We start from the raw sequence: 12,807 nt of genomic DNA on the forward strand, positions 1-12,807 counted from the left end.
GTAATTGTTAAATTTAATGCCAGTATCGTATTCGAGTGATTTGCGTCGTCGCGTGATTATAGCTTGGGAAGCAAAAGAAGGCTCTCAACGTCAGTTGGCTGAAAGATTTAAGGTCAGCTTGTCTATGGTACGAAATTTGTTGCGTCATTATCGTCACTCTTGGACAAATTGAGGCCAAACGACGTGGAGGATATCAGCAGCCAATAATTTCCTATGATAATCTCAACATCATCAAATCTCTGGTAGAGGAGAAAAATGACTTATTGCTGAGAGAATTATGCGCTCGCTATCAAGAAACAACAGGAATTAGGGTGAGTATCTCCACCATGCATCGCGCCGTAGAAAAATTAGGCTTACGGTGCAAAAAAAAAGTCTTTATGCCAGTGAGCAAGATACCCCAAGAGTCCAAGAGTTAAGACATGACTATCGACGTTGGTTAGATAAAATTGATGTCAGAAATTTAGTATTTGTTGATGAAGCCCGAATAAATTTGTCAATGTCTCGTTTATTCGCCAGAGCCGTAGATGGGGAACGAGCTGTTGGTAGTATCCCAGGTAGCAAGGGTGGAAATGTTTCTTTGATTGGTGCTTTGAACCTGGATGGACTGATTGCGTCGATGACTGTACCAGGAAGTACAAATACTGAGGTATTTATCACTTTATTAAACCCAGGTCTTACTACCTCAGTTGTGGCAAGGGGCAATCGTGGTAATGGATAATCTCAAGGTTCATCATGCTGAACGTGTCAGAGTTGCCATTGAGTCCGTCGGTGCTCAAGTCAAGTTTTGGCCCCCTTACTCTCCTGATTTATCACAAGTGTGAGCTTTGTTGGTCGAAACTGAAGCAATTTCTCCGTTCTTGTGAGGCACGTACCCATGAATCACTGGAGCAAGCAATGGCTGAAGTTGTAAATTTCATTACTGAAGATGATGCCTTCGGTTGGTTCAACCACTGTGGTCTATTTACCTGAAAATTGCTGTAAGTGAGCAACAAAAACAGATTTTCGGAAATTGAGTCAATCAAGGGTAGTCTGTGAAAACGCCTTGGCGGGCGTCAAGCGTTATGGAGCTGTCAGTCAGATTTATCGTAATCACAAGTATGATTTTGATGACAAATTAATGCTAACAGCAACTGGTGAGTGGAACTTATATCTGATGACAGCATAAGTAGTCAAATTACTAGGGAAATATGTCAAGTTTTCGTTTGAGTTTTTTCTCTCCTAAGTTATTTCCCAACAACTCTATTAATAATTGATATCTTTCACCACTACGGAAAAACTTGAGGATTTTCTATAAAAGCTGCATCCACACAGTCTCTAAAATGATCAAATTTCTTCAGTATTTGTTTGCAGATCGTTTTTTAACACAAACCACCAACGTTCTATCTTATTAAAATCTGGTGAGTATGGTGGTAAATACCAGATTTCACACCTTTGCTTGGCCACTAATTCTTCAATATAAACTGATTTATGAAACGTTGCGTTATCCAATATAATCACTTGCCCTGGTTGTAATTTTGGTATGGGAACAATTTTCCAACCAGTTCTCAAACAAGTCACGATTACAACTTCCTGTAAATGTTAAAGGAGCAAACATTTTTGATTGATTTATAGCTGCAATCCAACTAACTCTCTCAGTTCTTTTTTCGGACTTCATGCCTGGTACTATGAATGCCTTTAAATCCATAACCATAAGGATAATCTTCTCTATTATCTATTCCGGCTTCATCTACATAAACAATATCTTTTTTGTCTATTTGATTCAGTTTTCAGGCCAACTTTTCTCTTTCTATTTCGTCTCTTTCTTGATAACCATATGTTTTTTTTTACGAGTAAACCCAAGTTTTTTTAAACTTCTACTAATAGTAAAACGACTACAATTTCCCCATTTTGCAGCCATTTGTTTTTGAGTTTGCTCACTTAGTGTCCTCAACAAACTTTTCAAATTCTTCCCAGTTTTTAATTTTAGATGTCTGAGGGGGAGGTATATTGGCTGATTGAGTTGTTGAACCTGTGGTTAAATATATCTCTCGCCATTGATGAAGAGTAGGCCGACTTATATTAATAAACGACTCATAAGACTGATAGACATACCATTTAAGGTGGAGGTCAAGAGCTCGCATGTCGCAAATCTTGACTGTAAGGATATACCTAAGCACTCAAACAATAGATTGAAGATAGAAATATCTTAAAGCTATCAACTCACTCATTGTCAATACCATTACACGCATCCTTAAAACTTTAACGTTTAGCGATCGCCTAATTTATGAAAAATGCAGGTCATACTGCAAGTCATACTGCAAGTCATATATTACATTGTAGCTATTTATGTAGTATGTAAAGATGCCAGCGCTCATTGCTATATTTTTGAGAACAGGTTTGTCCAAAGCCTTTGTCCCAAGTCTTGCCCTTGTGATGAGTAAAATTAAAGTCACTGGTGTCTTGTATCCCTAGGATTACATCCTCCTGTGAAGCTCTTTGTGCTGTTGAGCGTCGATGACCATCAATTATATCCTCACTGCTAAACCTTTCTGAATTCCAGAAATAATAAGTGGCTTTGGTATTCGCCCAATCACCACTTGCTTGAGGGACACTTGCCTCAGGTTGCGCACTTGCTTGTTCCACAATTTTTATCAATCTTTGGTTTAATCGTTTGTCCGGTAAATTAGTGTATTTTAGTTCTTCTGCTGCCCATGATTGCATGATTTTTCTCGTTTAAATTCACTTTTATAGAATACAATCATAGTAGGTATTTCAGCACTTATGGGTAAGGCATAGATTTAATACTAACCAATTAATCATTAACTTATTCCTTTAAAAATTAGTATAGCGCTACACGTAAGTCAAAAGTCATCTATTCAAAAGTAATTTCTGAGTGAGTTTTTCCTCAGGAAATGCTCTACAGACTGGAAAAAGCGAAAAATTGGGTTTAAAGCTTCGCCCTTCTAGGGCGACTTTTTAGCTGATTTTTTTTCACAGGCTATGTTATCATGCTTTTTAGTTCACAAGAAATATATTAGTCGCGGGTGGGCAATCCGAGACAAAAAAACGGACATTGAGGCCAGCATAAGACTACTCAGGACTTACGCAGGTACGCTATATATAGCATACTGTCAACATGAAATTGTCCATACTATAATTAGTTTTTTTTTGATAGATATTACTTTATAATATACCTTTAAATAAAGTTACGAAATGTTAAATTGACTTGCTAAAAATCTTTAATAATTAGATGATAATGACATGATTATATTAGTTAAAAATATGAATTTTAATTTTGTTGTAACTCATCAATATTTACTTAAATCTCACACAAATTTTACAATAACGCTACGCCACAAATCATCTGGAGAATATTAGCCATGATACAATAAATAGCTATTTAAGATATTAGTCTTTAAACTCAGAAGATTTATGGCGAAATGTTAAAGAAGAATTTGTTTCAGATACAGAAGCTTATTTAATTTTTGGTATTCCTGTATATGTAGTGATAAAATTACAGTGAAGCGATCGCTTCACTGTAATGATTAATGAAATACCAAATATCTCCTAGATGGGGCCGAAGCTTTTTAGAAAAGGATAAAGTCTTTCTGACCAACCGAGAAATTCTTTGACGCAAAGTATTATTTAATCTTTCTATATAAGCTGTTAAACCTGAATATTCCCCACTGATTTATGTCTCTCTTCAGGAAAGACAAGCTCGTAAGCTGACCAAAAATCTGTATAACAAACTGCACACGGCCTTAAGACACCGTGGGTTAGAATTCCATAATCTATGCTGCCCCTTTTTCTCCTCTTTCCCCTAAGTAAAAACCCACAATTTCTTGAGTTTCTATATCAATCGCTAACCACAGCCATTGTTTATTATTTTTATTGCCTACAAATGACCACATTTCATCACATTGAATGGTGAGTTTACCGGTTTTTTTTAGTACATTTAATAGAGCGTAAAACCTCAGCATACTTATTATTGACGTAATTCTGGAGCCATTTTTATGACACACCTGTTGCACGGATTATACCAGCTAAACTAATTTTTTCTCTATTTTAATTTATCAATAAGTTCTTTGGTTTCATTACTAATATAATCTCTCTGACAATTTTGACATTGATATTTTTGTTTTTTGTTGTGAATAGTCCCATTTTTGACAATATGATTACTGCCACAACTAGGACAGATTAATGTATGAATGGACATCTGAATTATATAGATTTTTTCTTATTACTGTTATAGATAATAGCATACTTTTTTCATGATAGTTGAGCTTCATCCCTGATAGTTTGATGACTGATTATTATGTAGCAATCGCCCAGATAAAAATTTTGAATTATTAAGCATAAAAAACTTAATGTTTTCAAGATTAATGTCAATAAATAATCATTTATATTGGCTTATCACTACATATACAGGACCACCTAATTTTTGATGACACAGTAATTAATAAAAAGTATGGATATAATATTGAACTTACACGACGACAATATAGTGGTAATGAACATCAAGTTGTTCGTGGTATAGAAATAGTTAATTATCACAACCTATTTAGGATTGCTATAGGTCATGAAAAATAAGAAAAAATAATTTGTTCCCTAGTTTCTAGCATTGCTATACACCAATACTTAATATGTTCAAACCTCAATTTAATCGTGATTTACTTAATGAAGAAAGACAAAAAGAATTAAAAGAATTAAAAACTTATTTAATTAATCATCCTGATCTACTTTCAATACCTGATAATAATGATCACAATAATTTCTTAATTTTTTTATCTAAAATATTAAATACTATTCCCTTATTTCGACTATTAAAACTTAGTCAAACTATTCACCCAACAAAAATATTAGGTAATGGTGTAGAAAATTATCAAGTATTATTTCCTGCTGAAAAAATAGAATTTGGTGTTAATGATATAGATCGAGAATTTCTCCAAAAATGTCTATATTATAACAATGATTATTTTGAGCGATCACCTATATTTATTTGTGAGATAATTCCGGCTTATATTCACATTGGTTTAGGCACTATTTGTACTAAAGATTTTCAAGTAATAGTTGATTCTGGAATGCAATATAGATTAACCATAGCCAGATGGAGACTTAACTATCTTAACCGTCTTAAACTTTTATTTGCTAAACAGTTATCAGTAAAATCCGCTTATATCGTTTCTTTATCTGCGGATAATTTTTGGCATTTTTTATTTGATTGTTTACCTCGAATTTATTCTTTAATTTTAGCTAAATATACAGATAAATTAACTATATTAATACCTGATTCTTTACGCAGTTCATTTCGAGAGTTATTAAAGTATCTACTTCCTGAAAATTTTGAAATTATGTATATCGAAAATGGAACATGGGTAAGAGTTGAACATTTAGTAATGCCCTCTTATGTTAGCCGTTGTGAAAATGGATTTTTACCTCCAGAATACTACGAATATATTAAAAATTGTGTCTTTGATAAACTTAATCTTACACCAGTGGAAAAACTTACTGAAAGAATTTATATCTCCCGTAGAAATGCCAAACATCGTCGCGTATTAAATGAAGAAAAACTAATTCAATATTTAGAAAAATATAATTTTAAAACAGTTTTTCTAGAAGATATGTCATTTCCAGAACAAGTAGAACTATTTACTAAAGTAGAAATGATTGTAGCTCCTCATGGTGCAGGTTTAGGTATAACTTTGTTCTCAGGAAAAATTAAAATATTAGTTCTTTATCCAGAAACTTCACCTACTCCTTTTTTCTTTACTCAATTTAAAGGACTTGGACAAAAACATTATTTTATTACCCACGATCAATTTGATGAAAATGCTGATTTTGAAGTTGATATGGAGGAATTTCAGGAAATATTTGATAAAATGATCTATGAGGCTGTTTGAAAAGGGGTATCGGTGTAGCTAATTATACTAAATACCGAACTATGAGACGTGAGACGAATCATCGTGATATAAATCATGGTCTCGGAGTTCTGTAGGGGTTAACGGCCATTAACCCCTACTAGATATAGTGGTTATGCGTAAGTCCTGATATTTTCTTAGTAATGTGATTACTTATGCTACCATCAGATATAAGTTCCACTCACCACTTGCTGTTAGCATTAATTTGTCATCAAAATCATACTTGTGATTACGATAAATCTGACTAACAACTCCATAACGTTTGACACCCGCAAAGGCGTTTTCACATGCTACCCTTGATAGGCTCAATTTCCGATTGTCTGATTTTTGTTGCTCACTTACAGCACTTTTCAGGTAATTGAACCACAAAGTGCGGTAAAATGGGTTTGATGTAATTGTTAAATTTAATGCCAGTATCGTATTCGAGTGATTTGCGTCGTCGCGTGATTATAGCTTGGGAAGCAAAAGAAGGCTCTCAACATCAGTTGGCTGAAAGATTTAAGGTCAGCTTGTCTATGGTACGAAATTTCTTGCGTCATTATCGTTACTCTTGGACAAATTGAGGCCAAACGACGTGGAGGATATCAGCAGCCAATAATTTCCTATGATAATCTCAACATCATCAAATCTCTGGTAGAGGAGAAAAATGACTTATTGCTGAGAGAATTATGCGCTCGCTATCAAGAAACAACAGGAATTAGGGTGAGTATCTCCACAATGCATCGCGCCGTAGAAAAATTAGGCTTACGGTGCAAAAAAAAAGTCTTTATGCCAGTGAGTAAGATACCCCAAGAGTCCAAGAGTTAAGACATGACTATCGACGTTGGTTAGATAAAATTGATGTCAGAAATTTAGTATTTGTTGATGAAGCGCGAATAAATTTGTCAATGTCTCGTTTATTCGCCAGAGCCGTAGATGGGGAACGAGCTGTTGGTAGTATCCCAGGTAGCAAGGGTGGAAATGTTTCTTTGATTGGTGCTTTGAACCTGGATGGACTGATTGCGTCGATGACTGTACCAGGAAGTACAAATACTGAGGTATTTATCACTTTATTAAACCCAGGTCTTACTACCTCAGTTGTGGCAAGGGGCAATCGTGGTAATGGATAATCTCAAGGTTCATCATGCTGAACGTGTCAGAGTTGCCATTGAGTCCGTCGGTGCTCAAGTCAAGTTTTGGCCCCCTTACTCTCCTGATTTATCACAAGTGTGAGCTTTGTTGGTCGAAACTGAAGCAATTTCTCCGTTCTTGTGAGGCACGTACCCATGAATCACTGGAGCAAGCAATGGCTGAAGTTGTAAATTTCATTACTGAAGATGATGCCTTCGGTTGGTTCAACCACTGTGGTCTATTTACCTGAAAATTGCTGTAACTCTCCCCCTTTTTGTTTTTTATGGGGTATGCGGATATTTTCATACTGGTGTTGAATACCTTGAAAGCCAGTATCTACTTCAATTGGCATTTCCGCAGGTATATTTCCTATCAACTTTTCTTCGTCTAGGAATTTCTTGTCATGTAACTTTCCAACTCTATCTTGGCTTAATACCAGCACTTGTTTGTCTTGGTTTACTACTGCTAGATGTTTACGGGTATGACGCTTTTTTTTCCCGAATAATTCAGTTAAAGAATTGTAACTAATTTCTCATAAAAAATTAGTTATTGATAAATTTTATTGATATTGAGTTCTATTTTGCGTATAAGTCTCTTTGAAAATGTAAATATACATAAAGATATATGAAGATCTCCGGAATGTCGGTATTATATTAGTAATATTTTGTGAGATGTAAACATACCAGCACACTTTGCTATAATTACAATGCACAATAACGTTCATAAAGGAAGGATTTGATCATGCAGACCGTTGGATATTCTGAGCAGCATAGCACTAGCCACACTCAATTTAATCAAGTTGAGGAGAAGGTCGCTTTCTTCGAGAAAGAAGGTTTTGTTGGCCCATTTGATCTAGGTCAAACTGCTAGTTTAGTTGCTGTACGTGATGCCATGAGTAAAGAGATAGAAGCATCTCAAGGCCAACATATTTCTAGTCAGCCTACTCAAAGTCCGATTATGGATCGCCGGATCGCTCATACGACTTCTAAGTTAATTTATAGCCTCTCTACAGAATCCCCAATTTTGGATGATGTTGCCGATTTTATTGGCTCAAATATTCTGTTTTGGATGGCAGAAACAATTGTTAGAGAGCCAGGTCATGATGGTCATATTGTGGAAAAGACTGGTCAAATTTGGCATATAGATGTGATTAATGGGTGGATTAAAGGGGTTCATACTTCTATTGCTGTCACTGATATGACGATGAAAACTGGTTGTCTCCTTGTTATCCCCGGAACTCACAAATATGATGCTGATCTTCGTGCTTTGGAAAAAGCAGGAGAGTGTAATCTCACTGATGCTGAGAGTCTTCTCAGGTTAGCTGATAAGATGCACCCAGAAAACGCACCTCATCAAATTAAAGCTATCGAAATGAAAGCCGGTCAATACTGCTTTACAAGAGGCGGTATTTGGCATGGTGTTAGTCAAAATAATGACTCTCGAACCCGCTTTGGTGTTGTGGCTCGGTTTGCCAGACCCGATGTTGAAATAAAAAATTTCGCAGGCAATCCTATTCCTTGCATTATAGTACGGGGTGAAGACTCTCACCAACTCAATCTCCTGAAAAACATACCAGAACAACACTAGATGATGATGGATGAACGCAGTTTAATCTCCCTTTCCCCAACGATGTTAGCTGTAGCTATTGCAATTGTTTGTTGTTGTGGCTTTGTATACTACTTTCCCAGACAATATTCAAGGGAATCAATTGATGATCATGAAAAAGACATTCCATCTGTCAGCAACTCCACTCAATTAAATTCAGTTTCTCCATTTCTGCAAATAATCACACGCTTTACTCAACTTTTCTCTGTAGATCTTTGGGTACCCATATCTAATAAATTTCAAGAGATTCCTTCTCAACTAAAAGATTATTCGCCTTGGCAAGGGCATAAACTTTCCCAGAACTCGCAGAAGATCAATCTCAGTAATTGGAATTCATTAGTAAAAGAGTTCACGAGTCGTTTTTACTTATTCTTCAGATACGTCTGGATGTACTGGTCTCCTTATGTCGTTATTGCTATAGTTAGTGCGATTTGTTTAATGGGGATGCCTGCATACCAACTCGTTGCAGCTCAAAAGCTAGGTAGGGTTATCGATCAAGGAGCCACTGTTCTGATCGGTTCTGCAATCCAACTCGCTATCCTATTACCGTTCGCTTTTGGCTTATACGTATTAGGTAGTCGTTTATCAGCTCGCGTTTCTAGCCGTGTTGCCAATGATATTCGATACGACTTGTTTGTCAAACTGCAAAGCCTTTCACAAAACTTCTATAAACAGGCTCGACTCGGAAATTTGTTAACTCACTTTTCTGTAGATATTTATAAAATAGAGCCGATTTTAGGTCAAGAAATGGTTCGTAGTGTAGGTGAAATGCTCATAATACTTGTCAACGTGAGCATGATGATTAGCGTTAGTGGCACTTTAACCTTATTAGGTATTTTACCTATGATTTTAATGCTACCCTTCACTCTATATTTGACAGTGAATATGAGTAGGCGAGGGCTAGATGCCATTAACCAGAATGCTTTAATGGTAAACGCCGTACAAGAGGGAATTCGTGCTAGACTCACGATCTCAGGATATGGCTTGCAAGCTTTATTTACAGGTTATTTTAGTGATGAGTTGAGAAAACTAGAGGATAAGAAAACCGAGTCTGTATTCAGCTTTCTTGTATTTAAGTATGCAGTCACATTTTCCGCTTACTTGCTTGATGTTTGGGTTATGGGAATTGGAGCAATGTACGTTCTCTCTAACAAAATTACCTTGGGAAGCTGGATCACTTTCTTTACAATATCTCATAATATGTATGACCTCTTAGGTCAATTGATTAATCAGCGGATTGGTCGTTGGTTTGAAGCGAGTATTGGGATGGAAAGAATCGACGAGGTATTTAAGCAACAGATTGAAATTCTGGATGCTGTGGATGCTCATACTTTGACTTCGTTTGAGAATATCATTTGCTTTGAGCATTTATCTTTTAGCTACAATAATATACAGCTTCAATTGCACGACATTAATTTGTCGATAAAAGCGGGACAATTTGTGGCATTTGTCGGTTCCAGTGGTGCGGGTAAGAGTACGATCTTCAACCTGCTTATGCGTTTATACGATGCTAGCGAGGGAAGGATAACAATTGATGGACAGAACTTACGTGACCTAACGCAGAAATCTTTGCGATCGCAGATGGGGATTGTATTGCAAGAAACCTTTCTGTTCAACACCACCATTATGAATAATATCCGTATCACCAAACCAGAGGCTACAGAAGAAGAAGTTACTACTGCTGCTCGAACCGCTGAAATACACGACTTTATTTTGAGTTTACCAGAGGGTTACCAAACTATAGTTGGTGAAGAGGGAGGACAATTATCTGGAGGCCAACGTCAGCGAATTGCGATCGCCCAAGCTCTGCTTCATAGTCCACGCATTTTCTTATTAGATGAACCCACCAGTAGTCTTTCGGCTGAAATGGCTGATGCTATTAATCAAACGATTAGCTCTCTAGCTGGTAAACATACTGTAATTATGATTACGCATCAACTCAAAGCAGCAATAGAAGCAGACTGTATTTTTGTCTTGGATCGAGGCCAATTAGTTGAGCAGGGAACTCATAAAGATTTACTCAGGGATAGAAGGCATTATCGTTACCTCTGGGATATTCAACAGACTATTGGGACTCAAACAAACCATTCATCCCAAATAAATGCTAACAGATGAAACTAAAATAATATAGATATTAGTATTTTTCAAAAGCTTATGAATCAAAAAAATTAGCTTTTGAATTTATCTATAGCATCTTTTTTTTTGTAATAGTAAGTCCTGTAAAAAAAATAATTTAAAAATAATAATGAATGAAACGATCTCGAACAAAAATGTAACAACAGTTAGACAAGAACCTCCACTTGTTTGTTTTATTGGTACTTTAAGAGCCCTTGATTTAACCTATTCTCATTTAATTGAAAAAGTAATTCAACCCTTGAATGCAGATTTACTTTTCTGCGTCTCTCGAATAGATGCAAACGATGAAACTCTTATTAATAGGTTTAAAGATTGTAATATAGTTGATGTCTATCTTTATGAAGAAGCAAAAGATAACTATCAAGATTTTTTAGACAATTTTTTCAATAAATTGAGTTCAAAAGAACAAAATAAATGGCATGAATATTTTAAGATTGAAGGGAATTGGTTAGGAGGAATTAAAGAACGTAGAGGTTCAGGTTTTCACTTAAATTTTAACTACTTTAAGCTACTTAAAAGACTACAAAATATAAAAAAGAATGGCTTTGAATACCAAAGATATATAATCACAAGAACAGATTTTTTCTGGATGCTAGAACATCCCTCATTAAACTTACTAGACCCTAAGTTAATATGGATACCTACAGGAGAAAATTACAATGGTTACAATGATCGCCATGCAGTTTGTAGTGAGCAAAATATTTCTCATTACTTAAATTTACTTGAATTTATGCTCAACTTTCAAGCTTTCGAATATATTTATAATAATGTTGATGAAAATAACTTAAGTCATGAAAGGCATCTGAAAAGTCATTTAGACTACTGTGGAGTAGAAGTTTCAACCTTCAACAATATAGCTTATCTCACTGGAAATCAACAAACTTTTACTAACTGGGCTAGTGTAAAATTAAAATGTATTGACGGAGTAGAATACGCCTATAAATATGAAAATGAACTATTGAGTTGTCTTGAAAATGTGAAAAAATTTAATATTGATGGCAATTAGAACATGATGATCAAAAATGGTAGCGAAAAATGTTAACTCATAAGTCTATTAAACAACAGCTAAAAAGTGTGATTGAACAAGAAATAAGTGCAATCTCAAAGCTTTGTGAAAGCATTGACGATTCTTGGTTAAAAGCTGTACTAAGACTTCGAGACTGCAAAGGAAAACTTGTAGTTTCTGGAATTGGTAAAAGTGGGAGCATTTCCCAAAAGATAGCCGCTTCCTTTACATCTACGGGAATACCAGCTATTTTTATTCATCCAACTGAAGCCAGTCATGGAGATTTAGGTTTATTAGATAGTAGCGATATACTTCTTGTTCTTTCTGCTTCAGGACAGACCTCTGAACTGCTAGACATTATGCAATATGCTTCAAGGCTAAAGAGCTCAATTATTCTCATTACTAAAAACCCTAACAGTTCCTTAGCTCATTTTGCTGATATTATCTTGCAAATTCCTGATCTTCCTGAAGCTTGTATTAACGGTTTAGCCCCTACTATTTCAACAACCTGTCAACTCGTCTTAGGTGATGCCTTAGTTGTAACTCTAATGTCATTACGAGGTTTTACTTCTGAAGATTTTAAACAATTTCACCCAGGGGGTAATTTAGGAGCCCTACTTGTACCTGTAAAAAATTTAATGTATAAAGAGCATCAAATACCTCTAATTGATTTAGGAGCTTCTATCAAAGAAGCCATAATTGAAATGAACTTTAAAAGTCTAGGATGTGTTGGTGTTATCAATCATCGCAATCAATATGTGGGTATTTTCACAGACGGAGATCTACGTCGAAGTTTAGAGGCTAAAGTTTCTTTAGAAGAACCTGTCAGTCAACATATGACACCTTCACCTCTATCTATCCAATCCGACCTAATTATATCTGAACTAATTGATTTCTTTCAAAAAAATCAAATTCCTAATGTTTTTGTAGTAGAAAACAATGAGCCTATTGGCATTGTTCATGTACATCAACTGACTTCAATTTTAGGTAGAGATGTAATATAGTAATGCTCACACTACTTAATAACAATAAATACGTCTAATGTGCAATAGA

General features: G+C 35.4%; 15 protein-coding genes and 3 pseudogenes. 13 read left to right on the top strand and 5 right to left on the bottom strand.

Features of this window, described 5'->3' with window-relative positions; all coding sequences use genetic code 11:
* The first annotated feature begins 16 nt into the window (after positions 1 to 16).
* The 4 genes from TERY_RS35170 to TERY_RS28165 all read left to right on the top strand — a co-directional run bounded on the left by TERY_RS35170 (position 17) and on the right by TERY_RS28165 (position 1,165).
* Positions 17 to 172 carry a helix-turn-helix domain-containing protein gene (locus tag TERY_RS35170; protein WP_196797060.1) on the top strand — a complete coding sequence of 52 codons (156 nt, stop codon included), beginning with the start codon at positions 17 to 19 and terminating at the stop codon, positions 170 to 172.
* A 186-nt stretch (positions 173 to 358) separates the two neighbouring features.
* Entirely contained in the window at positions 359 to 718 is a 360-nt protein-coding gene (locus TERY_RS30805) for a transposase (protein ID WP_011612577.1), read from the top strand.
* A complete protein-coding gene (locus TERY_RS30810; RefSeq protein ID WP_081432464.1) occupies positions 711 to 821 on the top strand; it encodes a transposase in 111 nt (36 codons plus the stop codon). The genes TERY_RS30805 and TERY_RS30810 overlap by 8 nt, the downstream gene beginning before the upstream one ends.
* A gap of 188 nt (positions 822 to 1,009) precedes the next feature.
* On the top strand, positions 1,010 to 1,165 hold the full coding sequence (locus TERY_RS28165; RefSeq protein WP_196797062.1) for a hypothetical protein: 156 nt from the start codon (positions 1,010 to 1,012) through the stop codon (positions 1,163 to 1,165).
* A 100-nt stretch (positions 1,166 to 1,265) separates the two neighbouring features.
* Here TERY_RS28165 and TERY_RS37045 read toward each other — a convergent pair.
* The 3 genes and pseudogenes from TERY_RS37045 to TERY_RS30820 form a co-directional block, all read right to left on the bottom strand.
* Positions 1,266 to 2,127 (bottom strand): annotated as a pseudogene (locus tag TERY_RS37045) (IS630 family transposase).
* A gap of 192 nt (positions 2,128 to 2,319) precedes the next feature.
* Positions 2,320 to 2,700, bottom strand: a complete 381-nt coding sequence (locus tag TERY_RS14830) for an IS4/Tn5 family transposase DNA-binding protein (protein WP_011612580.1) — start codon at positions 2,698 to 2,700, stop codon at positions 2,320 to 2,322.
* 793 nt (positions 2,701 to 3,493) lie between these two features.
* Positions 3,494 to 4,195, bottom strand: a pseudogene (locus tag TERY_RS30820) (IS1 family transposase).
* 218 nt (positions 4,196 to 4,413) lie between these two features.
* On the opposite strand from TERY_RS30820, the pseudogene TERY_RS37050 reads away from it, so the two are divergent.
* Positions 4,414 to 4,527 (top strand): annotated as a pseudogene (locus tag TERY_RS37050) (IS701 family transposase); the annotation flags it as partial.
* A gap of 95 nt (positions 4,528 to 4,622) precedes the next feature.
* Positions 4,623 to 5,879, top strand: a complete 1,257-nt coding sequence (locus tag TERY_RS14840) for a glycosyltransferase 61 family protein (protein ID WP_011612582.1) — start codon at positions 4,623 to 4,625, stop codon at positions 5,877 to 5,879.
* A gap of 171 nt (positions 5,880 to 6,050) precedes the next feature.
* Here TERY_RS14840 and TERY_RS35175 read toward each other — a convergent pair whose 3' ends face one another.
* The gene (locus tag TERY_RS35175; protein ID WP_370495552.1) at positions 6,051 to 6,206 is read right to left on the bottom strand and encodes a hypothetical protein; all 156 of its coding nucleotides are present in this window, start codon (positions 6,204 to 6,206) and stop codon (positions 6,051 to 6,053) included.
* Between the two features lie 98 nt (positions 6,207 to 6,304).
* Here TERY_RS35175 and TERY_RS35180 point away from each other — a divergent pair, with 98 nt between their 5' ends.
* The 3 genes from TERY_RS35180 to TERY_RS33240 all read left to right on the top strand — a co-directional run bounded on the left by TERY_RS35180 (position 6,305) and on the right by TERY_RS33240 (position 7,109).
* The gene (locus tag TERY_RS35180) at positions 6,305 to 6,460 is read left to right on the top strand and encodes a hypothetical protein (RefSeq protein WP_196797064.1); all 156 of its coding nucleotides are present in this window, start codon (positions 6,305 to 6,307) and stop codon (positions 6,458 to 6,460) included.
* A gap of 273 nt (positions 6,461 to 6,733) precedes the next feature.
* Complete coding sequence (locus TERY_RS33235; protein ID WP_370497226.1) at positions 6,734 to 7,006, top strand: transposase; 273 nt, start codon at positions 6,734 to 6,736, stop codon at positions 7,004 to 7,006.
* Positions 6,999 to 7,109: a transposase gene (locus TERY_RS33240; RefSeq protein ID WP_081432464.1), complete on the top strand. Its 111-nt coding sequence runs from the start codon at positions 6,999 to 7,001 to the stop codon at positions 7,107 to 7,109. Before TERY_RS33235 ends, TERY_RS33240 begins: the two co-directional genes overlap by 8 nt.
* A 136-nt stretch (positions 7,110 to 7,245) precedes the next feature.
* On the opposite strand, the gene TERY_RS14855 is transcribed toward TERY_RS33240, so the two are convergent.
* Positions 7,246 to 7,536 carry a transposase family protein gene (locus TERY_RS14855; RefSeq protein ID WP_081432466.1) on the bottom strand — a complete coding sequence of 97 codons (291 nt, stop codon included), beginning with the start codon at positions 7,534 to 7,536 and terminating at the stop codon, positions 7,246 to 7,248.
* A 212-nt stretch (positions 7,537 to 7,748) separates the two neighbouring features.
* Between TERY_RS14855 and TERY_RS14860 the strand changes: the two genes are divergently transcribed.
* The 4 genes from TERY_RS14860 to TERY_RS14875 all read left to right on the top strand — a co-directional run bounded on the left by TERY_RS14860 (position 7,749) and on the right by TERY_RS14875 (position 12,758).
* A complete protein-coding gene (locus tag TERY_RS14860) occupies positions 7,749 to 8,594 on the top strand; it encodes a phytanoyl-CoA dioxygenase family protein (RefSeq protein WP_011612583.1) in 846 nt (281 codons plus the stop codon).
* The gene (locus TERY_RS14865; protein WP_044136845.1) at positions 8,595 to 10,727 is read left to right on the top strand and encodes an ABC transporter ATP-binding protein; all 2,133 of its coding nucleotides are present in this window, start codon (positions 8,595 to 8,597) and stop codon (positions 10,725 to 10,727) included. It abuts the gene before it with no gap.
* A gap of 130 nt (positions 10,728 to 10,857) precedes the next feature.
* Positions 10,858 to 11,754, top strand: a complete 897-nt coding sequence (locus tag TERY_RS14870; protein WP_011612585.1) for a hypothetical protein — start codon at positions 10,858 to 10,860, stop codon at positions 11,752 to 11,754.
* 29 nt (positions 11,755 to 11,783) lie between these two features.
* Positions 11,784 to 12,758 carry a KpsF/GutQ family sugar-phosphate isomerase gene (locus TERY_RS14875; RefSeq protein WP_011612586.1) on the top strand — a complete coding sequence of 325 codons (975 nt, stop codon included), beginning with the start codon at positions 11,784 to 11,786 and terminating at the stop codon, positions 12,756 to 12,758.
* Positions 12,759 to 12,807 lie beyond the last annotated feature (49 nt).

Source organism: Trichodesmium erythraeum IMS101 (assembly GCF_000014265.1).
In the GTDB taxonomy this organism is placed as follows: Bacteria; Cyanobacteriota; Cyanobacteriia; order Cyanobacteriales; family Microcoleaceae; genus Trichodesmium; species Trichodesmium erythraeum.

Excerpts from the sequence above, each read along its gene's own strand:
- TERY_RS14860 (WP_011612583.1), top strand. The coding sequence starts at position 7,749 with ATGCAGACCGTTGGATATTCTGAGCAGCATAGCACTAGCCACACTCAA.
- TERY_RS35180 (WP_196797064.1), top strand. The coding sequence starts at position 6,305 with ATGCCAGTATCGTATTCGAGTGATTTGCGTCGTCGCGTGATTATAGCT.
- TERY_RS35170 (WP_196797060.1), top strand. The coding sequence starts at position 17 with ATGCCAGTATCGTATTCGAGTGATTTGCGTCGTCGCGTGATTATAGCT.
- TERY_RS14830 (WP_011612580.1), bottom strand. The coding sequence starts at position 2,700 with ATGCAATCATGGGCAGCAGAAGAACTAAAATACACTAATTTACCGGAC.
- TERY_RS33240 (WP_081432464.1), top strand. The coding sequence starts at position 6,999 with ATGGATAATCTCAAGGTTCATCATGCTGAACGTGTCAGAGTTGCCATT.
- TERY_RS14840 (WP_011612582.1), top strand. The coding sequence starts at position 4,623 with ATGTTCAAACCTCAATTTAATCGTGATTTACTTAATGAAGAAAGACAA.
- TERY_RS14875 (WP_011612586.1), top strand. The coding sequence starts at position 11,784 with ATGTTAACTCATAAGTCTATTAAACAACAGCTAAAAAGTGTGATTGAA.
- TERY_RS30810 (WP_081432464.1), top strand. The coding sequence starts at position 711 with ATGGATAATCTCAAGGTTCATCATGCTGAACGTGTCAGAGTTGCCATT.
- TERY_RS14865 (WP_044136845.1), top strand. The coding sequence starts at position 8,595 with ATGATGATGGATGAACGCAGTTTAATCTCCCTTTCCCCAACGATGTTA.
- TERY_RS14870 (WP_011612585.1), top strand. The coding sequence starts at position 10,858 with ATGAATGAAACGATCTCGAACAAAAATGTAACAACAGTTAGACAAGAA.